The following is a 22,066-nucleotide window of genomic DNA, read 5'->3' as shown; positions in this document are numbered from 1 at the left end:
TCATATGGCCAAGATTTTCTGCATTGCCAACCAAAAGGGCGGCGTCGGCAAGACCACCACCACCGTCAACCTGGCCGCCGGGCTGGCCAAGGTGGGCCAGCGGGTGCTGATGATCGACCTCGATCCCCAGGGCAATGCAACCATGGGTTCGGGCATCGACAAGCGCCAGCTGGAGCTCACGGTGTACGACGTGCTGCTCGAGTCGGCTTCCGTGGCCGAGGCGCGCGTCAAGGCCGACAAGCTGGTGGAAGGCGGCTGCGGCTACGACGTGCTGGGCGCCAACCGCGAGCTGGCCGGCGCCGAGGTCGAGATGGTGGCGCTCGACCGCCGCGAAAAACGCCTGCGCACCGCGCTCGCGACGGTGGGCGCCGAGTACGATTTCGTGCTGATCGACTGCCCGCCGAGCCTGAGCCTGCTGACGCTCAACGGCCTGTGCGCCGCCCATGGCGTGATCGTGCCCATGCAGTGCGAGTACTTCGCGCTCGAGGGGCTCACGGACCTGGTCAATACCATCAAGCAGGTGCACGCCAACCTCAACAAGAACCTGCAGATCATTGGCCTGCTGCGCGTGATGTTCGATCCGCGCATCACGCTGCAGCAGCAGGTGAGCGAACAGCTCAAGGCCCACTTCGGCGACAAGGTGTTCGATACCGTGATTCCGCGCAACGTGCGGCTGGCCGAGGCACCCAGCTATGGCTTGCCGGGCGTGGTGTTCGATCCGGCCGCGCGCGGCAGCCAGGCCTTCGTTGCCTTTGCCAAGGAGCTGGTCGAGAAAATGCCGCCCGCCAGCGCCTTTGCATCCGGAGCCGTTGCGCCTCCCATTGCCCCGGTCGGGCCGGTCGCACCGCCCAACCTGGCCGTTCCCGAGGACGTGCTGTCGCCGGCGGGTGGCCCCGATTCGGGCGAGAAAAGCTTCTGATGGCAGCGTCCCGTGTCTTCCTGCTGCCGGGCTGGCAGAACAGCGGCCCCGGCCATTGGCAGACCCGCTGGGAGTCGGTCCATGGCGACCACCGCGTCGAACAGCACGACTGGATGCGGCCGCTGCGCGGCGACTGGTCCGCGCGGCTCGAGGAGGAGGTGCTGGCGGCGCCCGGGCCCGTGGTTTTTGCGGCGCACAGCCTGGGATGCATCCTTGTTGCGGCCTGGGCCGCGCATTCGCGCAACACGCACAAGGTGCGGGGCGCACTGCTGGTGGCGCCCGGCGACGTCGAACGCGACGACCTGCGCCAGCTGATTCCGGGCTGGGCGCCCATCGTGCGCCAGCCGCTGCCCTTTCCCTCGGTGCTGATCGCCGCCAACGACGATCCCTACTGCGAGGCCGCGCGCTCGTGCCAGATGGCCGCCGACTGGGGCGCGCGCTTCGTCGACGCCGGTGCGGGCGGCCACCTGAATGCCGAATCCGGCCTGGGCGACTGGCCCCAGGGCCGGCAACTACTGAACGAAATCTCGAAAGACACGCACTGATGGCGACCAAGAAACCCAAGGGCCTGGGACGCGGCCTCGAAGCGCTGCTCGGCCCGACGGCCGCGCCGTCCGCCGACCCCACCGGCGCCGACGAGGGCGCGGCCGCGCAGAATCCGAACACGCTGATGCTCGACGAGATGGTGGCGGGTGTCTACCAGCCGCGCACCCGCATGGACGAAGGCGCTCTGTACGAACTGGCCGAGAGCATCAAGGCGCAGGGCATCATGCAGCCGATCCTGGTGCGCCGGCTCGATGCCGAATCGGCCGCCGCCAAGAACGCCGAGTACGAAATCATCGCGGGCGAGCGCCGCTTCCGCGCTGCCCGGCTCGCGGGCCTGGACCGCGTGCCGGTGCTGGTGCGCGATGTGCCCAACGAGGCCGCGGCGGCCATGTCGCTGATCGAGAACATCCAGCGCGAAGACCTCAATCCGCTCGAAGAAGCCCAAGGCCTGCAACGCCTGGTCTCAGAGTTTGGGCTCACTCACGAAGCTGCCGCACAGGCCGTGGGCCGGTCGCGCAGCGCGGCCAGCAACCTGCTGCGCCTGCTGAACCTGGCCGAGCCGGCGCAGCAGATGCTGATGGCGGGCGACATCGACATGGGCCATGCCCGCGCGCTGCTCTCGCTCGACCGCGGCACGCAGATCACCGCCGCCAACCAGATTGCGGCCAAGAAGATGTCGGTGCGCGAAGCCGAGGCGCTGGTGAAAAGGCTGGCGGCCGAGTTCACCCTCACGCCGTCTCGCCGCAGCAACGATGGCGAGAAATCGCGCGACCTGCAGCGCGTGGAAGAGGAACTGGCCGACCTGCTGACCGCCGAAGTCGAGGTCCGCATCAAGAAGCGCAGCAAGCGCGGCGGCAAGGTGGAGGAGAGCGGCGAGCTGGCCATCCACTTCGGCTCCATCGAGGCGCTCAACGGGCTGATCGAGCGCATCCGCCGAACGGCCTAGGCGCGGAGGCGTCCAGTCGGACATTCGCGTGATTGATTCTTGCAATCTTTTACGCGTATCCTCGCCGCTGACGTTTCAACCAGATCCTGACGAGGGGGAGTTCTCCATGAAGTTCACGACAAAGTTTCCGGCCACGGCCCTGGCCGTGGGCGCGCTGCTGCTGGCCGGCTGCGTGACCACCGACATGCAGATGGGCAGCCAGTCGGCCAAGACCATGGCCACGGGCAGCGCGGCAGGCTCCGCCACCGCCGGCGAAAGCAGCCAGCTCGAGCGCTGCGAATCGCCGCTCGGTACCGTCTCGCTGATCGAGAACGTCAATGCCGGCTGGTACACCATTCTCACGGGCGAATACCGCCTGCCGCCCACGGCCAACCTGCTGCGCCTGCTGGTGCAGCAGTCGAACTGCTTCGTGGTGGTCGAGCGCGGCGCGGCCGGCATGAACGCGATGACGCGCGAGCGCGCGCTCATGCAGTCGGGCGAAATGCGCGGCGGCAGCAACTTCGGCCGCGGCCAGATGGTGGCGTCCGACTACGGCCTGTCGCCCGAGATCGTGTTCAGCAACAGCGATGCCGGCGGCATCGGCGGCGCGCTGGGCGGACTGGTGGGCGGCGGCCGTGGCCGCGCCCTGGCGGCCGTCGGCGGCAGCTTGCAGACCAAGGAAGCCAGCGCGCTCCTGACGCTCATCGACAACCGCTCGGGTGTGCAGGTCGCGGCCTCGGAAGGCAGCGCCTCCAAGACCGATTTCGGCGCCTTCGGTGCCCTCGCCGGCCGCAGTGCCGGTGGCGGCCTCGGCGGCTACACCAACACGGCGCAAGGCAAGGTGATTGCCGCGGCCTTCATGGACGCCTTCAACCAGATGGTGCGTTCGCTGCGCAGCTACAAGGCGCAGACGGTGCGCGGCCAGGGCCTGGGGGGCGGCGGCCGACTGGGCGTGGATGGCGGCGCGGCGCCGTCGCAGACCTACGTGCCGGCCGAGCAGCCGGCGCCCACGCGCCGCCGCAAGTAGGCCGCAGGGCGCACGCCCAGCAACAGAAAAGCCCGGGGCTCTTGCGAGCCGCCGGGCTTTTTCACGGGCGCTTTCGAAGGATCAGAGCGCGAAGATCTTCCCGGGATTCATGATGTTCTTCGGGTCGAGCGCGCGCTTGATCGTGCGCATCATGTCGATCGCACCCACGCCTGCTTCCGTCACCAGGAAGTCCATCTTGTGCAGCCCCACGCCGTGCTCGCCGGTGCAGGTGCCCTCGAGTGCCAGCGCGCGGCTCACGAGCGAATGGTTCAGTTCCTCGGCCTTCACGCGCTCTTCGGGAATGTTCGGGTCGAGCAGATAGCCGAAGTGGAAATTGCCGTCGCCCACGTGGCCGACCAGGAAGTAGGGGATGCCGCTGGCATCGGCCTCGGCCACGGAGTCGAGCAGGCAGTCGGCCAGGCGCGAGATGGGCACGCAGGTATCGGTCGAGATCACGCGGCAGCCGGGGCGCGACTGCACGGCCGCAAAGTAGGCGTTGTGCCGGGCGGTCCACAGGCGCGTGCGCTCTTCGGGCGTGCTGGCCCATTCGAAGGCATTGCCGCCGTGGCCGCTCGCGAGCTCCTGCACCGTCTCGGCCTGTTCCTTCACGCCGGCCGGCGAGCCGTGGAATTCCATCAGCAACATCGGCTCTTCGCGCAGGTTCAGCTTGGCGTAGGTGTTGACCATGCGCACCGTGTTCACGTCGATCAGCTCCACGCGCGCGATCGGCACGCCCAGCTGGATGGTCTCGATGGTGGTGCGCACCGCGGCCTCGATGCTCGGGAACGAGCAGATCGCGGCCGATACCGCCTCGGGCAGAGGATAGATGCGCAGCGTGATCTCGGTCACCACGCCCAGCGTGCCTTCGCTGCCCACCATGAGGCGTGTGAGGTCGTAGCCGGCGGACGACTTCTTCGCGCGCGTGCCGGTGCGGATGACATCGCCGCCGGCTGTGACCACTTCGAGCGCCAGCACGTTCTCGCGCATGGTGCCGTAGCGCACCGCGTTCGTGCCGCTCGCGCGCGTGGCGGTCATGCCGCCGATGGAGGCGTCCGCGCCCGGATCGATCGGAAAGAACAGGCCCGTGCTCTTGATCTCGTCATTGAGCTGCTTGCGCGTGACGCCGGGCTGCACGGTGACGGTGAGGTCGTCGGCATTGACCGACAGCACCTTGTTCATGCGCGAGACGTCAATGCTGATGCCGCCCTGTACCGCGAGCAGGTGGCCTTCGAGCGATGAGCCGACGCCGAAGGGGATGACCGGCACGCTGTGCTCGCTTGCGAGCTTCACCGCATCGGCCACGTCCTGCGTGCTTTCGGCAAACACCACGGCCGACGGCGGCGGCGCGTCGAACGAGGACTCGTCGCGGCCATGCTGCGTGCGCACGGCCATGGCCGTGGAACAGTTGCTGCCGAAGCGCGCTTTCAGGCCCTCGATCAGGCTGTCGGGCACGTCGCGCAGATGAAGCTCCGGCATCAGGTGCGAGGTTTGGGTCGGGGCGTTCATCGGGCGTCTCCTGGTCGTGAAAGGGGAGCGGGGGCTCTGTCCGGCCATTTTACGGAGCGAGCACCATAATGCGCTTCGGAAAAGCCATGAACCCTACGACCCTCGCTGCGCTCGCCGCATTCCCTTCGCAGCTCGAAGCCCACTACGCGGCCATTCCCGACGCGTTCCGGCATTGGGCGCCGCCCTCGTGGGAGGGCGTGCCCAGCGAGGCTTTCACGGCCATCGAGCAGCTCTGCCATGTGCGCGATATCGAGGTCGAGGGCTATCACGTGCGCTTTCGCCGCACGCTGGAAGAAAGCCATCCGACGCTGGCCTCGATCGACAGCGAACCGCTCGCCATTGCGCGCGCCTATGGCATGGCCGACGCGGCAAAGGTGCTGGCTGAATTCCGCATCGCGCGTGCCCGGACCATGGAAATCGTCTCGAACCTGACGGAGGTGCAACTTGCGCGCAGGGCCGTGTTCGAAGGCTATGGGCCGCTCACGATGCGCAGCCTTGTCCACTACCTCTGCAGCCACGACCAGCAGCATCTGGCGGGCCTGCAATGGCTGGCCGGCAAGATCGACGCATCGAAGGCAGCCATCGCCGGCTAAACCAGGAGCTCCCATGAGCAACCGACTTTCGCAGATCGCCACCCGCACCGGCGACGACGGCACCACCGGCCTCGGCGACAACACCCGCGTGCCCAAGGACCACCTGCGCGTGCACGCGATGGGCGACGTGGACGAGCTCAACTCGCAGATCGGCCTCTTGCTGTGCGAGCCCCTGCCGGAGCCCGTGCGCGAGCTGCTGGTCGACGTGCAGCACCAGCTCTTCAACCTGGGCGGCGAGCTTTCGATGCCGGGCTACACGCTGCTGAAGGCCGACGCGCTGCTGCAGCTGGACAACGCACTGGCCGAGCACAACGCCGCCTTGCCGCGCCTGGCCGAATTCATCCTGCCCGCGGGTACGCGCGCGGCCTCGCTCGCGCATGTGTGCCGCACGGTGGCGCGGCGGGCGGAGCGCGCGGTGGTGGCGCTCGGCGCGACGGCCGAACTCAACGATGCGCCGCGCCAATATCTCAACCGGCTCAGCGACCTGCTCTTCGTGCTCGCGCGCGTGCTCAACCGGATGAACGGCGGCGACGACGTCTACTGGAAGAGCGAACGCATGGCACGCGCCGCAGCGGCAGACGCAGCCGAGCCCAACGACGAAGAAGGAAGCCCATCATGACGACGAAGAAAATGCCTGCCCGTGCATTCGCACTGGCTGCGACAAGCGCCGCACTCCTGCTGCTGTCTGCCGCTGCTGTTCACGCGCAGAGCGCCGACAGTCCGCCCACGGCGCAACCGGCGCATACGCTCAAGCCGCCGCCGCGTGACAGCAAGGTCGTGAACAGCGTGCAGCGCGGCACCAACGCCGCCGGCCGCGGCATCGACCGCGCCGAGGACGCGACGCGGCGCGGCGTCAACAATGTTTCGGAAAAAGCCAGCCGGCCGGTGCGCAGGGTGGGCGAAGCCTTCGGACGCAAGCTCGCGCCGGGTTCGAGCGGCCGCACCGCGCCGCCGCCTGTGGGGCCGCAGGGCAGCGCGCCCTGAGCGAGAGCCGCCGCGGCGAGGCAGGCCAACCGGAATGGCAAGAAACATAGAGATCAAGGCCCGCATCGACAGCGTGGAACGCGTGGCATCCATCGCCGCGAAGCTCGCCGATTCAGGCCCCATCGAAATCGCGCAGGACGACACCTTCTTCCGCTGCGAAAACAGCGCCGACTGCCTCAAGCTGCGCATTTTCGCGCCCGACCGCGCCGAGCTGATCTTCTATCGCCGCGCCAACAGCAGCGGCCCGAAGGAATCGTTCTATCTGATCTCGCCCACCACCACGCCCGATGCGCTGCGCGAATCGCTCACGCTCGCCTGGGGCCAGGCCGGCCGCGTGCGCAAGCAGCGCCGGCTTTTCATCGTGGGCCGAACGCGCGTGCACCTCGACCGCGTGGAAGGGCTGGGCGAGTTCCTCGAACTCGAGGTGGTGCTGAGAGAAGGCGAGTCCGCCGAGGCTGGCACGGCCGAAGCGCATGCGCTCATGGCGCAACTGGGCATTGCGTCCGGGCAGCTCGTGCAGGGTGCCTACGTCGACCTGCTGCAGGCCGCCTGAGCCTTGCGGTCCTCAGCGCCAGCCCGCGGCCTTGAACTGGTCGGCGAGCTGCTGCGCAACACGGGCATAGCCTTCGGCATTGGCATGGATGCGATCGGAGCGCAGCGATGCGTCCGACAGCACGCTCGAATACACATTGGGCACAAGCAGCGCCTGCCCTGACTTCGCCACCTCCTCGTAGAACGACGCATCGCTCAGCGACCCGACAGCCGCGCGCATCGCGTCGGGCGAAGGCGTGGCCAGCAGCGCGACGTGCGGCGTGTGCGCGCGCGCCTGGCTGACAAGGGCCGCGAGGTTGTCGCGCGTGGCCGCGGGCGGCACGCCGCGCAGCATGTCGTTGCCGCCGATGCCGATCAGGACCGCGTCGTAGCTGGCGGCGGCCAGCAGCGGCGGCAGGCGCTCCAGCGCGCCGGCCGAGGTGTCGCCATTGAGGCCCGCGTTCTCGATCTGCCAGCCCGTGAGCTCGCCGAGTTTCACGGGCCAGGCGGCCTCGGGCGGCGCGCCGTAGCCGAAGGTCAGGCTGTCGCCCAGTGCGAGCACGCGGGCGTCGGCTTTCAGTGCGGCAGCGGAGGGCTTGCGCTTGCCGCAGGCGGCCAGCACGGCGCTTGCAGGCAGGCCGGCCAGCAGGTGGAGGAGGTGTCGTCGCTTCATGCTGCGCGCGAGCTTAAACGCAGTCCAGGAATCGCCTGCCTGCGCCTTCGCTCAATCGGAACGCTTGAAGAAGCGGTACAGGCCCGCGACCAACATGACGGCGCCCAGGAGAGCACCGGCGGTCTGACCGCCTTGATAGCCGCCGATTCCGGCAGGCGGCCCCGACATGAGCCACTTCAGGAGCATGCCCCCGCCCCACACGATGCCGATGGCACCAATGATCTTGTCACGCATGTTGATGAATGGCGCCTCCACGCCTCTGCTGCTTTGCAGGCCCATTGTCGCCAGAGCCCCGGGCCGGGCGCAAATCGGTACCGCGAAACCCGGCTTGAAGGACAACGCGCCGCCGCGATACCAGCACTTACCTGATTTCACCTGACCGCGACCTGATGCGTGCAGGGCGGACACAAGCGCCACTGACAATGGACTCGTCATCAACACGAAGGAGTTCCAGATGATCATCAAGTCAAAGAGCATGGCCGTCGCTGCTGCGGCGCTCGCGATGTGCATGGCAGCGGGAAGTGCCTTCGCACAGGACCGGGGCCACGATCGCGATCATGACCGCGGCAACGATCGAGGCAACGGCCGCTACGAACAGCAGGACCGCCGGTTCGACCGGCACGACGACGATCGTCGCGGCGACCGCTACGGGCGCCAGGACTATCGGCCGGGCCGGCAGTTCGACCGCGCCGGCTACCCCCAGCCGCATGCGGAGTGGCGTCGCGGCGGGCGCGTGCCCCATGAATACCGTGGCCGCAACTACGTGGTGAACGATTGGCGCGCCTACCGCCTGCAGCAGCCGCCGCGCGGCTACCAGTGGGTGGGCGTGGGCGGCGACTACGTGCTCGCGGCCATTGCGACCGGCGTGATCGCGCAGATCATCGTGGGCAGCCAGTAACCAGCCGGGCGCGCAGGCTGCTGCGCACCGGACATTTCAAGACCGCCGCGGGGCTTCCTGCGGCGGTCTTTTGCTTTGGCGGGCGCGAGGCTCTCAGGCCACCACCGTGGGCAGCGACTGGGCGCAGACATTGCGCCCGGTGATGGTGAGCCGCAGGCCGCCGCCGTGCCATTCGAGCCAGTTCAGGCTCACGTAGGCCTCGATGTCGCTGTCGTCGATGCGGTCCGCCTGGCGGCTCTGCAGCAGCTCCACCGTGGCGGGCAATGCCCGCCTCAGCCGCTCGCGCCGTTCGGCGGCGTCGGCGGCCTTCAGGGCGGCCCTTGTTTTCTGTTGCTGCTGCGGGGTCGATGCCATTGCTGATCCGTTCCGGGAAGCCAAGGAATTAACCCGAATGTACGCCCCCTGTGTGAAGCGGCGCGCATCTTTTTAAAACCTGTTGCTGCAGGCGCCGAAGACGTTGCGCGGGCCCTAGATTTCGTAGTGCGATCCCTTCGCTTCATCGCCCAGAGCCTTTTCGACGACCGCGCGCGTCAGCGTGGGTGCGAACGACTCGATGAAGGCGTAGACGTACTTGCGCAGGTAGTTGCCGCGGCGAACCGCGAGCTTGGTCATGTTGATGCCGAAGAGCCGGCCCGCATCGAGCGCGCGCAGCTGCGTGTCGCGCTCCGTCTCGTAGGCCACGCCGGCCACGATGCCCACGCCCATGCCCAGCTGAACGTAGGTCTTGATCACGTCGGCATCCATCGCGGCCAGCACGATGTTGGGTTCGAGCCCGTGCTGCGCAAAGGCCTCGTCGATGCGCGAGCGGCCGGTGAAGCCGGTGTCGTAGGTGATCAGCGGATGGCGCGTGAGCGCCTCGAGCGTCAGCGGCGCATCGAGCAGCGCGTGGCCCGGCGGCACGATCACCGAATGCGTCCAGCGGTAGCAGGGCAGGGCCACCAGCTGGGGATAGTCGCCCAGCGCCTCCGTTGCAATGCCCACGTCGGCCTCGCCGTCGATCAGCATCTGCGCGATCTGCCTGGGCGAACCCTGGTGCAGGTGCAGCTTCACGTTGGGAAACTGCGCGCGGAATTCCTGCACCGCCACTGGCATCGCATAGCGCGCCTGCGAATGCGTGGCCGCCACCGAGAGCAGGCCGCTTTGCTGCGCCACGAACTCCTGCCCGGCATGGCGCAGGTTGCTGCTCTCCATCAGCATGCGCTCGATGATCGGCAGCACGTGGCCGCCCGGCTCCGTGAGCCCGGTGAGCCGCTTGCCGGCGCGCACGAAGAGTTCGATGCCGAGCTCTTCCTCCAGCTCGCGGATCTGCCGGCTCACGCCCGGCTGGGAGGTGTGGAGGGTATGGGCGACTTCGGTCAGGTTGAAGCCGCAACGAACGGCCTCGCGTACCGAGCGCAGTTGTTGGAAGTTCATCTGGCGCGGAGAAGATCGGGAGGAGAAGGCACAGGCCCGCGGCGGGCCGAGCGGCGATTCTCGGCACAAGTGCTCATGCGGGGAACGATGCGTTTGTTGGTTTCACATGAGCAAAACATCTGTGCCGGCCTGCTGCCGATGCCGCGGCCAGCGAGTTTGCAATTTCGCACGACTGTGCTAAAGTTGCCGGCATGGACGCCAAGACCCAGAAAAGCGAACTCACCCGCGCCGCCATCGTCGGCGCGGCAATGGACCTTGCGCTGGCCGAAGGCCTGGAGGCCATCACGCTGCAGGCCGTGGCCAGCCGCTTGGCGCTCTCCAAGAGCGGCGTGTTCTCGCGCGTGGGCTCGCGCGAAGCGCTGCAGAAGGCGGTGATCGAGGAATACGGCCGCCGCTTCCTGGCCGACGTGTTCGTGCCGGCCATGCAAAAGCCCAAGGGCCTGGCGCGCCTCAACGACATCGTCGGGCGCTGGATTGCCCGCACCCGCGACATCGAGGCCGAAACCGGCTGCATCTACATGGCGGGCGCCTTCGAATACGACGACCGCGAAGGCGAGCTGCGCGACCTGCTGTTCGGCGAGATCACGCGCTGGCGCGCCGCGCTGCGCCGCACGGTGCTCCAGGCGGTGGAAACCGGCGAGCTGCGGCCCGACACCGACCCGGCGCAGCTGGTCAGCGAACTGAACGGCCTCATCATGGGCCTGCTGCACGACGCGCGCTTCCTGCGCGACCCCCAAGCCGCCGATCGCGCCACGCAGACCTGGCAGCGGCTTCTTTCGAGCTACCGCGCCTGAGCCACGGCACAGGCCATTTCGTTCCGTCTTTCTTTGTCTTAATTTCGCACGATCGTGCGATAAAAGGAGAAACACCATGCTGATCATCGCCCTCTGTCTTGCCGTCTATGTGGTCGCCATCGGCGCCGACGCCACCCGCGATGCGCTGCGCAGCCTGCCGCGCAGCAATGAGGACTGGGTCTGGTACTGAACGACCGTACGCAGGAGCCCATTGCATGACGAGCACCACCACCTCCGCGGCCACGCACGCCGCCCAGTCCAACTACTACCGCCCGGGCCGCCTGATGCGCGCACTGCGCTTCGGCCTGACCGCCTCGCAGCGCCTGTGGCCCGCGCTGGGCGTGCGTGCGGCCTACCGCGTGTTCGGCACGCCGCTGCCGCCCAAGTGGCTCTACCGCGGCCAGGGGCCCGGGGCCGACTGGCGGCGCGAAGGCTGGGCCTTCGAGAATGCCGGCATCGGCCTCTATCACCTGGCCGCGCAGGACTCAGGTGCGGAATCGGCGCCCGTCGTGCTGCTGGTGCACGGCTGGGGCGGGCATGCGGGGCAGATGCTGGCGCTCGCGCAGGCGCTGGCCGATGCGGGCCTGCGGCCGGTGCTGCTCGAACTGCCGGCCCATGGCCGCAGCGCGGGCACGACGAGCAACTCGCCGCAGTTCGCGCGCGCCATCGCGTATGTGGTTGCTAGGCTCGCGGCCGACGGCCATGCGCTGCGCGCGGTGGCTGCCCATTCGCTGGGAGCCAACGCGCTGGCGCTGGCGGCCGCGCAGGGCCTGCAGGCCGAGCGGATGGTGCTGCTCGCGCCGCCGGCGTCGCCGCGCGAATACACGCGCTATTTCGCGCACACCTTCGGGCTCAGCGAGGCGACGCGCCAGGCCATGCAGCGGCGGTTCGAGGCGCGCGAAGGCATCCTGATGGCGCAACTGGAGCCGGCGGCCGTCGGTCCGCGCATCGCGCAGCCGACGCTGATCGTGCATGACCGCGACGACCGGGTGAACCGCTTTGCGGATGCCGAGGCCTATCGAGACGCGATCAGCGGAGCGCGGCTGGTGGCCACGCAGGGACTGGGGCACCGCCGCATCCTCAAGGAGGAGGACGTGGTCCACCAGGTGGTGCGCTTCGTGGCGCAGCCCTGAGCGGTGGGCGGGCGTGGGGGGCAATGCCGCCCGCGCCGCGTTCTTTCTTTTTCAGCGCGCCGGCGAGGGTGCCGGGTCGGGCAGCTCGATCTTGATGTCGAGCACTTCGAGGTCGTCCTGTTTTTCCAGGTGAACCTTGATGTCATCGGCATTGATCTTCACGTACTTGGAGATCACCGCCATCAGCTCGCGCTGCAGGTCGGGCAGGTAGTCGGGGCGCTTCTTGCCGCTGAGGCTGGACCGCTCGTGCGCGAGGATGATCTGCAGCCGCTCCTTGGCGACGCTGGCCGTCTTCTTCTTTTCGCCGAGCAGGAACGAGAAAAAGGACATGGCCTACTTGCCTCCGAAAATTCGCTTGAAGAAGCCCGGCTTTTCGGCGTCGACGAAGCGCATCGGGCGGTCCTCGCCCAGGAAGCGCGCCACCACGTCGCTGTAGGCCTTGGCCACGTCGGTTTCCTTGTCGTGGATGGCGGGCACGCCCTGGTTGGAGGCCTGCAGCACGCTCTCCGACTCGGGAATGACGCCGATCAGCTTGATGCGCAGGATGTCCTGGATGTCCTCCAGAGAGAGCATCTGGCCGCCGGCCACGCGGTTGGGGTTGTAGCGGGTGATCAGCAGGTGCTCCTTGATGGGGTCGCCGCCTTCCTTCGCCCGCTTGGTCTTGCTGCTGAGCATGCCCAGGATGCGGTCGGAGTCGCGCACCGAGGATACCTCGGGGTTGGTCACCACGAGCGCCTCGTCGGCAAAGTGCATGGCCATCATCGCGCCGGTCTCGATGCCGGCGGGCGAATCGCAGACGATGTAGTCGAAGTCCATCGCGGCCAGGTCGGTCAGCACCTTTTCGACGCCCTCCTGCGTGAGCGCTTCCTTGTCGCGCGTCTGCGAGGCCGCGAGCACGAACAGGTTGTCGCACTGCTTGTCCTTGATGAGCGCCTGGCTCAGGTTGGCCTCGCCCTGGATCACGTTGATCAGGTCGTACACCACGCGGCGTTCGCAGCCCATGATGAGGTCGAGGTTGCGCAGGCCCACGTCGAAGTCGATCACCGCCGTCTTCTTGCCCGCGAGCGCGAGGCCCGACGCGAAGCTGGCGCTCGTCGTGGTCTTGCCGACGCCGCCCTTGCCTGAGGTCACCACCACAATTTTGGCCATGGCCATTCCTTCTTGTTTCGATTCGGTTGTTGGTTGTCGGATGCGGCGCGGCCCGTCAGGGAATCGCGTCGATCATTAGCTTCTTGCCATCGAGGCGTATCTGGGCCGGCTTGCCGAGCACCGGGTCGGGCAGCGGCACTTCGTTGGTGCGATAGATGCCCGCGATGGCCACGAGCTGCGCTTCCATGCAGGTCGAGAAGATGCGCGCCTCGGTATTGCCGCGCGCGCCGGCAATGGCCTTGCCCCGCAGCGGTGCGTAGACGTGCACGTTGCCGTCGGCAATGACCTCGGCGCCGAAGCTCACCACCGCGGTCACCACCACGTCGCCGCCGCGGGCGTAGACCTGCTGGCCCGAACGCAGCGGCTTGTCGATCAGCAGGGTGCCGTTGGCCGGCACCGGCACTTCGCGCACGATCTGCGGTGCTTCGCTGGCGGGCGCCGGCGAAGCGGCCGGCGGTGCCGGGGAGCGCGGCGCGGGTGCCACCGGCATGGCCGTGAGCGACAGGCCGGCGGCGCGCGCCGCCGCATTCTGGGCGTTGTTGCCTCCGCGCACCGCAATCGGCTGCGTCTGGTGGCGCGCCAGCAGGCCGCGCAGCGCCGCGAAGTCGAGCGCCGGGGGTTCCTCGCCGCTTTCCTCGTCCGGCTGCAGCTGCGAGAGGTCGATGACCACCGGCTCCTGCTCGAAGAAATCGGGCGAGTCGGCCAGCTGCGCGTCGAGGGCCTCGGCCAGCACGGCCAGGTCGGCCGTCTTGAGGATCACTGCGATCAGCGGCAGCGTGGCGCTCTTGAATTCGAAAACCGCCTTGGTGCGCGCGGCGGAGACATCGGCCATTGGAAAACGTCGGTGCGAAAAGCGTTGAAGTCTAACGGGCGCGGGCTTCCGGCCAGTGACCGGGGCCCGCTTCAAGCACCTCGGACAACATTTCTTGCACGAGGTTTCACTTTGCAAGGCCTCAGGCGTTGCGCGTCCGGCCCAGAAGCGCGTAGAGGATGATGGCGCCGAAAGTCGCGGTGCCGATGCCGCCCAATGCGAAGTCGCCGAACTTCAGCGTGAAGTCGCCGGTGCCGATGATCAGCGTGATGGCGGCCACGATCAGGTTCTTGTTCTGCGAGAAGTCGACCTTGTTGTCGACCCAGATCTTGGCGCCCGCAATGGCGATGAGCCCGAACACCACGATGCTCACGCCGCCCATCACCGGCAGCGGAATCGCCTGGATCAGCGCGCCGAATTTGGGGCTGAAGCCCAGCACCAGCGCGATGAGTGCGGCCACCACGAACACCGCCGTCGAGTAGATGCGCGTGGCCGCCATCACGCCGATGTTCTCGGCATAGGTGGTCACGCCGGTGCCGCCCGAGGCGCCGCTCACCACGGTGGCGATGCCGTCGCCGATGAAGGCGCGGCCGATGTAGGGGTCGAGGTTGCGGCCGGTCATGGCCGTGACCGCCTTCAGGTGGCCGAGGTTCTCGGCCACCAGAATGATGGCCACGGGCGCGATCAGCAGCATGGCGTTGGCCGTGAACACCGGGGCGGTGAAGGTCGGCATGCCGAACCAGGCGGCGTTGGCGATGCCGCCCAGGTCCACCGGCTTGCCCAGGCCCATGCCGTTGGTCAGCGCCGCATAGACCAGCGTGGCCAGGATCAGCCCGACCAGGATCAGCAGCCGCTGCAGCATGCCGCGTGTGAACACCGCCACCAGCCCCACGCAGAGGAAGGTGACGGCCTGCATCCACGAATCGAAATTGCTGGCCGCCATGTTCTTGATCGGCACGCCCGCCAGGTTGAGCCCGATCACCGCCACCACGGCGCCCGTGACCACCGGCGGCATGAAGCGCTCGATCCAGCCGGTGCCGATCGCCTGCACGAGGGCGCCGATCAGGATGTAGACCACCCCGCAGGCCACGATGCCGCCGAGCGCCACCGCGATGTTGGCGTTGGGACCCTTGCCCGCGTAGCCGCTGGCCGCGATCACCACGCCGATGAACGCGAAGCTCGAGCCCAGGTAGCTGGGCACCCTGCCGCCCGTCACCAGGAAGAAGATCAGCGTGCCGATGCCGCTCATCAGGATCGCGATGTTGGGATTGAAGCCCATCAGGATGGGCGCCAGCACCGTGGCGCCGAACATCGCGATCACGTGCTGCACGCCCATCATGCCGGTCTGCAGCCAGGGCAGGCGTTCGTCGGGCGCGACCACGCGGCCCTCGGTGGCGGCGACTTCGCGCCAGCTGAACAGGTTGTTCATGAGTGGTGATCTCCTCGGTAGTTATTGATGTTCCTGGGGGGCTTCTCTCGGCCCGCTGCCGCCCGCATGCCGGGCGGGTTTCCTGCCCTAGCGCGGCGCCAGCACCGCCATTGTGATGCGCGAGACGCAGGTCAATTCGCCCGCGTCGTTGGTCATGTCGATCTGCCACACCTGGGTGGTGCGCCCGCGGTGCACCGGCCGCGCGGTGCCCGTGACCCAGCCGCTCGTGGCCGAGCGGATGTGGTTGGCGTTGATGTCCAGGCCCACGGCCCGGTCGCCCTCGGGGGCCGAGTAGTGCGCGCCGCAGGAGCCCAGCGTCTCGGCCAGCACCACCGACACGCCGCCGTGCAGGATGCCGTAGGGCTGGCGGGTGCGCTCGTCCACCGGCACGCGGGCGCGGATGAAGTCGTCGCCCACCTCCAGGAATTCCATGCCCAGCGTGGACACGGCGGTGCCGATGTGGTTGCGGGTCAGTTCCTCGACAGAGATGTCTTTTTTCCAGATACGCATTCGGTTTCTCCGGTGCAGGGTTTGGGAAACTATAGCGACGGGGGCTGACAACGGCAGTCGCCTTTGCGTGCTAAGTTGGCCGGATGAAACGCCCTGTCCGCCGTTGGCTCATCGGCATTGCCGCGGTCCTGCTGCTGGGTGCCGGCGCGCTGGTGTGGGTGGCGAGCACCCGCCTGCCCAGCGACGAGGAGGTGGCCGCGCGCATTGCCGAAGGTTTCGAGAAGCGCTTCGGCGTGGGCCTGAAGATCGGCGGTGCGCACTGGGCGCTGTGGCCCAGCCCCGTGCTGGTGCTGTCCGACTTGGCCACCGAGCAGCCGCGCCCCGTCACGCTGCGCCGCATCACGGTGCAGCTCAAGCTGCGGGAGCTGCTGCGCCGGGTCGTCGCGATCGACGAGGTCGAGATCGAAAGCCTGGTGCTGCCGCGCGAGTCGGTGCGCGCGTTCCGCGGCAAGGGCCCCAAGCCGAAGGAGGGCGCCCGCATCGTCGCGCTGCCGGCGCCCTGGACGCTGGCGCCCGTTCCGCTCGAAAAGCTGCGCTGGCGCGACCTGAGCTGGATCGACCGGCGCGGCATTGCGCTGGCCTACGACGGCGAAATCAGCTTCGACGCCGGCTGGCGGCCGCGCCAGGCGCGAATCGAGCGTGCCGGCGTGTCGCCGCCCGCCCGGCTGCGGCTGGACCGCGCCGCCGGACAGGACCGGTGGCGCACCCGCATCGACATCGGCGGCGGCACGGCGAACGGCGTGGCCTGGTTCGAGACCCTGCCCGGCGACCTGCTGCGCGTGTCAGCCGAGCTCGAGCCGCGGCAGGTGGACATCGAGGGCATGGTGCAGGCCTTCGGCCGGCGCAGCGCCGTCGCCGGCAAGGTTTCGGGCCAGTCCGCGCTGGTGGCCGAGACCGGCGAAGTGGGCGCGCTGCTGCGCAGCCTGCGCACCCGCACCACCTTCTCGGTCCAGCCCGCCACGCTCACGCGGCTGGATCTGGCCAAGGCCGTGACCACCGCCGGCATCAGCCGCGGCGGCACCACGCCGCTCGACGAGCTCACCGGCGTGCTCGACACGCAGGGTACCGAAGACGGCGTCGTGATGCGCTACACCGGGCTCAAGGCGCGTTCGGGTGTGCTCACGGCCAGCGGCAGCCTGCGGCTGTTCAACCGCAAGCTGGACGGCGAGATCGCGGTCGACCTGGTCGACGGCGTGGTCGGCATGCCGCTGAAGATCGGCGGGACCATGAGCGAGCCCGAGGTGTCGCTGACCGGCGGTGCGCTGGCCGGTGCGGCGGTCGGCACCGCGCTGCTGCCGGGCGTGGGCACGGCCATCGGCGCGCGCGCGGGGCAGCAGATCGAAAGGCTTTTCGGCGAGGAAGAGCCCGTGAAGAAGGCAGCGCCGGCGGCTCGCAGGAAAGGCCCTCGGGTTTCCCCCTGACCGGTGCCGGCGGGGCCTGCGACTGAAGGTCGTTGAAGCCGCGCTGCGCACCTCGAGGCATCAACCGAAGGCCTTGATGACGGCCGGCACCGTCAGCACCGCTGTGTAGTAGCCCATGAACTGCACGCCGGTGTTGAAGCCGATGGCGCGCGACAGCAGGCCCCCGAGCAGGCCCATCGTGAGGATCACCAGCAAGCCGAGCAGCTGCCCTTCCCATACGCTGATCACCACGATCAGGCCGACGAAGGTCGCGATGATGGCCTCGTGGCTCACCTTGCGCGAGACGAAGAGTGCCGCGCGGCGCGCGAAGTTCATCGTGAACGGATAGGCCACCAGCGCCGCGAGCATCACCGCCAGCATGCCGTAGCCCAGGAACTCCCAGTGGTTCAGCAGGTTGTGCAGGTTGTGGGTCTGGCCCGTGGCCGAATCGATGGTGAACACCGGCGGCGCATTGAAGAGCGGCGCGGCCGGGCCGGCCGCCACCGGGCTCAGCGGCAGGCCGATGGCGATCAGCGGAATCAGCGCCTCGGCGATGTAGGTGGCCTCGGTCACGCCGTTGCGCGCGGCCAGCGTGGTGGTCAGCCGGTGGTAGGCGTGCTTGATGCGCGAACCCACCAGCTCGCCCAGCACCACCGTCATTGCGACCGGGCTGAACACGAAGGTGGCGCTGGAGATCGCGGCGGTCGCAACGGTCCACTTCACCTGTCCGCGGTCGAGCACCTTGAACGGGTTCGGAAAGTAGCCTGACCAGCCCTTCACGTCCGGCGCGAGCGAGAAGGTGCGGACCTTGTCGCGCTTCATGCGGGCGCGTGCCGCCGGCGAGATCACCGAGAACAGGTCGGCCACCAGCGGCCCGATCGCGATGCCCAGGAAGTAGCTGATGCTGAGCTTCACGCCGTACTTGCCGGTGAGCGCTTGCAGCGCCACGATCACCATCACGAACGGCACCAGCGTGGCCACCGAGGCCCAGCGCCCGCTCGAGAAATACGCAATGGCCACGGCCGCCACCACGAAGATCCAGGGCGCCGCCTTGGTGATGGCTGCACCATAGGGCGCGAGCAGCACCGCGAACAGCACGGCCAGCGGCACGGCGAGGAAGGCCGCGATGATCGCGCCCGACACCATCTTGCGCAACGCGATGTGCGGCACGCCGAGGTTGCGCAGCACGTTCGCGTCCTGCAGCAGCGGTGTCGCCATGGTGTCGCCCGGGATGCCGAGCAGCGCCGTGGGCACCGCATGCGTCATGTGCTTGGCCACGGCCGCTGCGAGAAAGAAGGTGAACACGCCTTCGGGCGGCACGCCGAGCAGCACCACCAGCAGCGTGAGCGGTGCGAGCGTGGTGGTTTCGTCGGTGCCCGAGACAAGGCCGATGGCCGCGAAAACAATGGCCCCCACGAGGCCCATGCCGGTGGCAACGAGGATCTGGTCGAGGAGTGCGGCGTCGATCACGGTGCGGCTCCTCCGGCGCTGCGTGCGCTGGGCTTGTACGACGCGAACAGGTCGTAGATCTCCAGTTCCTTCATCTCGCGCACCACGGACGGCGGCAGGTCGTCCACCGAGCCCAGGTCGCCATGCTCGCCGGCCAGTTCGGCCAGCACTTCTTCGCGCCAGCGCGGATCGGCTTCGGTGCCTTCCACTACTTCGCGCTTCGGCGTGAAGAGCTTCGCGCAGACCAGGCCCGACACCACGCAGCCGCCGAGGCCGGCGAGCATGGCGTAGGCGCGTGCCAGCTCGGGTGTGCTCACGGCGCTCGCGAGCACGCGGCTGGCCACGAGATAACCCGTGAGGCTCACCGCGACGCCGATGACGATCGACCACGCGAGGTGGCCCAGGTCGGCCGTGTCGCCCCATATCTCCACCAGCCGCCATCTGGCGCGCGTTGCACTGTCTGCGTTCATTTGTGATGTCTCCGTCTTGGTGATGTGACGGCCACTTCCATGGCCGCCGCGGTTTCGGCCGCGGTCCGTTGTGCGGGCCTCTCCGGCCCTGCCTACTTCCTGCGCAGCGCTTCGAGCAGTGCCATGGCGCGGTCGGTACGCACGTCATGCTCGGCGGCCATCTGCCTGGCGATGCTGTCGATCTCGTCGCCGGTGGCGCCCGCGACCAGCGCGATGTTGCGGGCATGCAGCGCCATGTGGCCGCGCTGGATGCCTTCGGTGGCGAGCGCGCGCAGCGCGCCGAGGTTCTGCGCGAGGCCCACGGCCACCGCGACTTCGCCGAGTTCCTGTGCCGACTTCACGTCGAGGATCTTCAGTGCGAGCCGGGCGAGTGGATGCGTCTTGGTGGCACCGCCGACCAGCCCTACCGGCATCGGCATCTCGATGGTGCCGACCAATGCGCCTGTCGTGTCCTTTTCCCAGGTGGTCAGCGAGCTGTAGCGCCCGCTGCGGCAGGCGTAGGCATGCGCGCCGGCTTCCACCGCGCGCCAGTCGTTGCCGGTCGCGACGATCACCGGATCGACGCCGTTCATGATGCCCTTGTTGTGCGTCGCCGCGCGGTAGGGGTCGATGGCCGCGAAGGTGTACGCATCGATCACGCCCTCGACCACTTCTTCGCCGCTGCGCTCGCGCGTGGCCAGCACGGCCGGTGCGAGCCGCACGCGCGCACGCGCCAGCCGCAGGTCCGCCAGGTTCGACAGGATGCGCAGGCGCACCGTGCCGCCCGTGAGCTTCTCGACCAGCGGCGACACCGCCTCGGCCATGGTGTTGACCGTGTTCGCGCCCATCGCGTCGCGCACGTCGACGATCAGGTGCATCACCACCATCGCGCCGCGCGGCGTGTCGCCGAACACATGCACCTCGATGTCGCGGCAGCCGCCGCCGAGATCGATCAGCACTTTGTCGCGGCTGTTCGCCACGGCCAGGATCTCGTCGCGCGCACGCAGCAGCGCGAGCCGCGCGCCGTAGGGGTCGGTGATGCCGATCACCTGCACCTGCGCGCGCATCAGCGGCCCGGTGCTCGAGGCCTCGAAGCCGCCGCCTTCGCGCGCCAGCTTGGCCATGAACGACGCGGCGGCCACCACCGAGGGCTCTTCGACGGCCATCGGCACGAGGTAGTCGCGCCCGTTCACGGTGAAGTTGCCGGCCACGCCCAGCGGAAGCTCGAAAGTGCCGATCACGTTCTCGACCATGCCGTTGGCGCGGTCCACGCTCAGGGCGCCCGGTTGGGCGAGCAGCGCCGCCTCGTCGCCGGTGAGCGATGCGGCCTGCGCGATGTGGGCAAGGCGCTGTGCGGGCGTGAGCGCGCGGAAGTTGGGAATGCGGGAATCGGCGACCATCGTTGCTTGTCTCTTCGGAAGATGAATTCGGGAGCAGGCAATTTAGGCCGGCTGTACCGGCCGCGGAAGGCACAGTTTGGCGGGACAGTGCGGACAGTGGTGCGCCGCGGCGGCCTGCTGTGTCACAGTCGCAGCCCATGACCACGATTGCCGATTCGCTTGCCGACACCCTCGCGCGCCAGATCGCGAGCGGCGCCTACAAGGCCGGCGACAAGCTGCCGTCGCTGCGCGAACTCGCGCAGCTGCACGGCTATGCCAAGAACACGGTGGTGGCCGCGTTCGAGCTGCTGGTGTCGCGCGGCCTCGTCGAGCCGCGGCGCGGTTCGGGCTATTTCGTGCTCGCGCAGTCGACCGTCAAGCCCGTCGAGGAAGAAGCGGGCAGCCTTGGCCGCGCGATGGACATCGTGTGGCTCATGCGCGAGCAGCTCAAGACGCAGCCCGACGCGGTGGCCGTGGGCGACGGCTTCCCGCCGGTCGAATGGCTGGCCGACGTGCGGCTCGACAAGTACCACCCCAAGGTGGTCCGCACGGGGCTTGGCGCGCTGTTCCGCTACGGCAGCCGCTTCGGCTATGCGCCGTTGCGCGACCACCTCGTGCGCAAGCTGGCCGACTTCGGCATCGGCGCCGAGCCGCGGCAGATCGTGCTCACGCACGGCGCCAACGAGGCGATGGACATCGTCATCCGCTATTTCGTGCCGCCCGGCGGCAAGGTGCTGGTGGACGACCCGGGCTACTACCCGCTGTTCGGAAAGCTCAAGCTCGCGGGTGCGCAGATGCTCGCCGTGCCGCGGCTGGCCGACGGGCCCGATCTCGACGTGCTGGAGCGGCTGTTGATGGCCGAGCGACCGCGCCTCTTCTTCACGCAGTCGCTCGCGCACAACCCCACGGGCTCCGACATCTCGCCGGCCAAGGCCTTCCGCGTGCTGCAGCTCGCGCAGAAATACGACCTGCTGATCGTCGAGAACGACCCGCTGGCCGACTTCAAGCCCACGGCCTTGCCGCGGCTTTCGGCGCTCGACCAGCTGGAGCGCACCATCTACATCGGCAGCTTCTCGAAGTCGTTCTCGGCAGCCTTGCGCGTGGGCTTCATCGCCTGCGGGGCCGGCCTGGCGACCGACCTCGCGGACCTGAAGGCGCTGATCCACGTGAGCAGCTCGGAGTACAGCGAGCGCACGGTCGACGTGATCCTGAGCGAAGGCCACTACCAGCGGCACCTGAACCGCCTGCAGAACCGCCTCGGCGAGGCCACGCGCAAGGCCTTGCAGCTGTTCGATTCGGTCGATGCGGAAGTCTTCGCGCGCACCCCGCAGTCGCTCTATGTCTGGGCCGCGCTTCCCGGCGTGGCCGACTCGCTGGTGCTGGCGAAGGAATTGCTGCCGCGCAAGATCGTGATGGCGCCGGGGCGCATTTTCAGCACCGATTCGACGCAGGTCTCGCGCTGGTCGCGCTTCAACGTCGGTGCCACGGCCGACCCGCGTTTCGCGAAGGCGCTGCGTACCGCGCTGCGGCGACGTCCCGGCGGTTGAT

The 22,066-nt window shown here is 68.4% G+C and carries 26 protein-coding genes; 13 read left to right on the top strand and 13 right to left on the bottom strand.

The window, feature by feature from the left end:
- Positions 1-4: 4 nt before the first annotated feature.
- From FB547_RS00935 to FB547_RS00920, 4 genes are all read left to right on the top strand, one after another.
- On the top strand, positions 5-919 hold the full coding sequence (locus tag FB547_RS00935) for a ParA family protein (RefSeq protein WP_012745213.1): 915 nt from the start codon (positions 5-7) through the stop codon (positions 917-919).
- A complete protein-coding gene (locus FB547_RS00930; protein WP_145738858.1) occupies positions 919-1,464 on the top strand; it encodes an RBBP9/YdeN family alpha/beta hydrolase in 546 nt (181 codons plus the stop codon). Before FB547_RS00935 ends, FB547_RS00930 begins: the two co-directional genes overlap by 1 nt.
- The gene (locus FB547_RS00925; protein ID WP_145738856.1) at positions 1,464-2,411 is read left to right on the top strand and encodes a ParB/RepB/Spo0J family partition protein; all 948 of its coding nucleotides are present in this window, start codon (positions 1,464-1,466) and stop codon (positions 2,409-2,411) included. The genes FB547_RS00930 and FB547_RS00925 overlap by 1 nt, the downstream gene beginning before the upstream one ends.
- A gap of 106 nt (positions 2,412-2,517) precedes the next feature.
- The gene (locus FB547_RS00920; protein ID WP_145738855.1) at positions 2,518-3,417 is read left to right on the top strand and encodes a CsgG/HfaB family protein; all 900 of its coding nucleotides are present in this window, start codon (positions 2,518-2,520) and stop codon (positions 3,415-3,417) included.
- Positions 3,418-3,498: 81 nt separating this feature from the next.
- Here FB547_RS00920 and FB547_RS00915 read toward each other — a convergent pair whose 3' ends face one another.
- Positions 3,499-4,923 (bottom strand): FAD-binding oxidoreductase, encoded by a 1,425-nt coding sequence (locus tag FB547_RS00915; protein WP_145738853.1) that lies wholly within the window; start codon positions 4,921-4,923, stop codon positions 3,499-3,501.
- 86 nt (positions 4,924-5,009) lie between these two features.
- Between FB547_RS00915 and FB547_RS00910 the strand changes: the two genes are divergently transcribed.
- Genes FB547_RS00910 through FB547_RS00895 form a run of 4 tightly spaced genes read left to right on the top strand, consistent with a single transcriptional unit; the run spans position 5,010 to position 7,053 of the window.
- Positions 5,010-5,516 carry a DinB family protein gene (locus FB547_RS00910; protein WP_145738852.1) on the top strand — a complete coding sequence of 169 codons (507 nt, stop codon included), beginning with the start codon at positions 5,010-5,012 and terminating at the stop codon, positions 5,514-5,516.
- A 13-nt stretch (positions 5,517-5,529) separates the two neighbouring features.
- Positions 5,530-6,135 carry a cob(I)yrinic acid a,c-diamide adenosyltransferase gene (locus FB547_RS00905; protein ID WP_145738849.1) on the top strand — a complete coding sequence of 202 codons (606 nt, stop codon included), beginning with the start codon at positions 5,530-5,532 and terminating at the stop codon, positions 6,133-6,135.
- Positions 6,132-6,500, top strand: a complete 369-nt coding sequence (locus FB547_RS00900; RefSeq protein ID WP_145738847.1) for a hypothetical protein — start codon at positions 6,132-6,134, stop codon at positions 6,498-6,500. The genes FB547_RS00905 and FB547_RS00900 overlap by 4 nt, the downstream gene beginning before the upstream one ends.
- A gap of 34 nt (positions 6,501-6,534) precedes the next feature.
- The gene (locus FB547_RS00895; RefSeq protein ID WP_145738845.1) at positions 6,535-7,053 is read left to right on the top strand and encodes a class IV adenylate cyclase; all 519 of its coding nucleotides are present in this window, start codon (positions 6,535-6,537) and stop codon (positions 7,051-7,053) included.
- Between the two features lie 12 nt (positions 7,054-7,065).
- Here the strand turns inward: FB547_RS00895 and FB547_RS00890 are convergent, their stop codons facing one another.
- Together FB547_RS00890 and FB547_RS33510 are read right to left on the bottom strand one after the other, a co-directional pair.
- Complete coding sequence (locus tag FB547_RS00890) at positions 7,066-7,704, bottom strand: GDSL-type esterase/lipase family protein (RefSeq protein WP_145738844.1); 639 nt, start codon at positions 7,702-7,704, stop codon at positions 7,066-7,068.
- Positions 7,705-7,755: 51 nt separating this feature from the next.
- Entirely contained in the window at positions 7,756-8,181 is a 426-nt protein-coding gene (locus FB547_RS33510; protein WP_225613009.1) for a hypothetical protein, read from the bottom strand.
- Here FB547_RS33510 and FB547_RS00880 point away from each other — a divergent pair.
- Positions 8,159-8,602, top strand: coding sequence for an RcnB family protein (locus FB547_RS00880; RefSeq protein WP_145738842.1), 444 nt, complete (start codon positions 8,159-8,161; stop codon positions 8,600-8,602). The genes FB547_RS33510 and FB547_RS00880 overlap by 23 nt on opposite strands.
- A 93-nt stretch (positions 8,603-8,695) precedes the next feature.
- Here the strand turns inward: FB547_RS00880 and FB547_RS00875 are convergent, their stop codons facing one another.
- Positions 8,696-8,956 (bottom strand): hypothetical protein, encoded by a 261-nt coding sequence (locus FB547_RS00875; protein WP_012745225.1) that lies wholly within the window; start codon positions 8,954-8,956, stop codon positions 8,696-8,698.
- 114 nt (positions 8,957-9,070) lie between these two features.
- Complete coding sequence (locus FB547_RS00870; RefSeq protein ID WP_145738840.1) at positions 9,071-10,015, bottom strand: CysB family HTH-type transcriptional regulator; 945 nt, start codon at positions 10,013-10,015, stop codon at positions 9,071-9,073.
- A gap of 191 nt (positions 10,016-10,206) precedes the next feature.
- Between FB547_RS00870 and FB547_RS00865 the strand changes: the two genes are divergently transcribed.
- Positions 10,207-10,809 carry a TetR/AcrR family transcriptional regulator gene (locus FB547_RS00865; protein WP_145738839.1) on the top strand — a complete coding sequence of 201 codons (603 nt, stop codon included), beginning with the start codon at positions 10,207-10,209 and terminating at the stop codon, positions 10,807-10,809.
- Between the two features lie 215 nt (positions 10,810-11,024).
- Positions 11,025-11,942, top strand: a complete 918-nt coding sequence (locus FB547_RS00860; protein ID WP_145738837.1) for an alpha/beta fold hydrolase — start codon at positions 11,025-11,027, stop codon at positions 11,940-11,942.
- A 51-nt stretch (positions 11,943-11,993) separates the two neighbouring features.
- Here the strand turns inward: FB547_RS00860 and minE are convergent, their stop codons facing one another.
- The 5 genes from minE to FB547_RS00835 all read right to left on the bottom strand — a co-directional run bounded on the left by minE (position 11,994) and on the right by FB547_RS00835 (position 15,841).
- Entirely contained in the window at positions 11,994-12,272 is a 279-nt protein-coding gene (gene minE / locus FB547_RS00855; RefSeq protein ID WP_012745230.1) for a cell division topological specificity factor MinE, read from the bottom strand.
- Positions 12,273-12,275: 3 nt separating this feature from the next.
- Positions 12,276-13,091, bottom strand: a complete 816-nt coding sequence (minD, locus tag FB547_RS00850; protein ID WP_124960303.1) for a septum site-determining protein MinD — start codon at positions 13,089-13,091, stop codon at positions 12,276-12,278.
- A gap of 55 nt (positions 13,092-13,146) precedes the next feature.
- On the bottom strand, positions 13,147-13,923 hold the full coding sequence (gene minC, locus FB547_RS00845; protein ID WP_145738835.1) for a septum site-determining protein MinC: 777 nt from the start codon (positions 13,921-13,923) through the stop codon (positions 13,147-13,149).
- Positions 13,924-14,044: 121 nt separating this feature from the next.
- A complete protein-coding gene (locus FB547_RS00840; protein WP_145738833.1) occupies positions 14,045-15,331 on the bottom strand; it encodes a solute carrier family 23 protein in 1,287 nt (428 codons plus the stop codon).
- A gap of 87 nt (positions 15,332-15,418) precedes the next feature.
- Complete coding sequence (locus FB547_RS00835) at positions 15,419-15,841, bottom strand: hotdog fold thioesterase (RefSeq protein ID WP_145738831.1); 423 nt, start codon at positions 15,839-15,841, stop codon at positions 15,419-15,421.
- Between the two features lie 83 nt (positions 15,842-15,924).
- On the opposite strand from FB547_RS00835, the gene FB547_RS00830 reads away from it, so the two are divergent.
- Positions 15,925-17,262, top strand: a complete 1,338-nt coding sequence (locus FB547_RS00830) for a hypothetical protein (RefSeq protein ID WP_145738829.1) — start codon at positions 15,925-15,927, stop codon at positions 17,260-17,262.
- A 60-nt stretch (positions 17,263-17,322) separates the two neighbouring features.
- On the opposite strand, the gene FB547_RS00825 is transcribed toward FB547_RS00830, so the two are convergent.
- The 3 genes from FB547_RS00825 to FB547_RS00815 form a co-directional block, all read right to left on the bottom strand.
- On the bottom strand, positions 17,323-18,711 hold the full coding sequence (locus FB547_RS00825) for a tripartite tricarboxylate transporter permease (RefSeq protein WP_186454094.1): 1,389 nt from the start codon (positions 18,709-18,711) through the stop codon (positions 17,323-17,325).
- The gene (locus FB547_RS00820) at positions 18,708-19,160 is read right to left on the bottom strand and encodes a hypothetical protein (protein WP_145738826.1); all 453 of its coding nucleotides are present in this window, start codon (positions 19,158-19,160) and stop codon (positions 18,708-18,710) included. Before FB547_RS00820 ends, FB547_RS00825 begins: the two co-directional genes overlap by 4 nt.
- 92 nt (positions 19,161-19,252) lie before the next feature.
- Positions 19,253-20,539 carry a hydroxymethylglutaryl-CoA reductase, degradative gene (locus tag FB547_RS00815; RefSeq protein WP_145738824.1) on the bottom strand — a complete coding sequence of 429 codons (1,287 nt, stop codon included), beginning with the start codon at positions 20,537-20,539 and terminating at the stop codon, positions 19,253-19,255.
- A gap of 137 nt (positions 20,540-20,676) precedes the next feature.
- On the opposite strand from FB547_RS00815, the gene FB547_RS00810 reads away from it, so the two are divergent.
- Positions 20,677-22,065, top strand: a complete 1,389-nt coding sequence (locus FB547_RS00810; protein WP_145738822.1) for a PLP-dependent aminotransferase family protein — start codon at positions 20,677-20,679, stop codon at positions 22,063-22,065.
- The last annotated feature ends 1 nt before the right edge of the window (position 22,066 follow it).

Source organism: Variovorax beijingensis (assembly GCF_007828835.1).
Lineage (GTDB): Bacteria > Pseudomonadota > Gammaproteobacteria > Burkholderiales > Burkholderiaceae_C > Variovorax > Variovorax beijingensis_A.
Note: the sequence above shows the minus strand (reverse complement) of the source record. Positions and strands in the feature narration are given on the sequence as shown.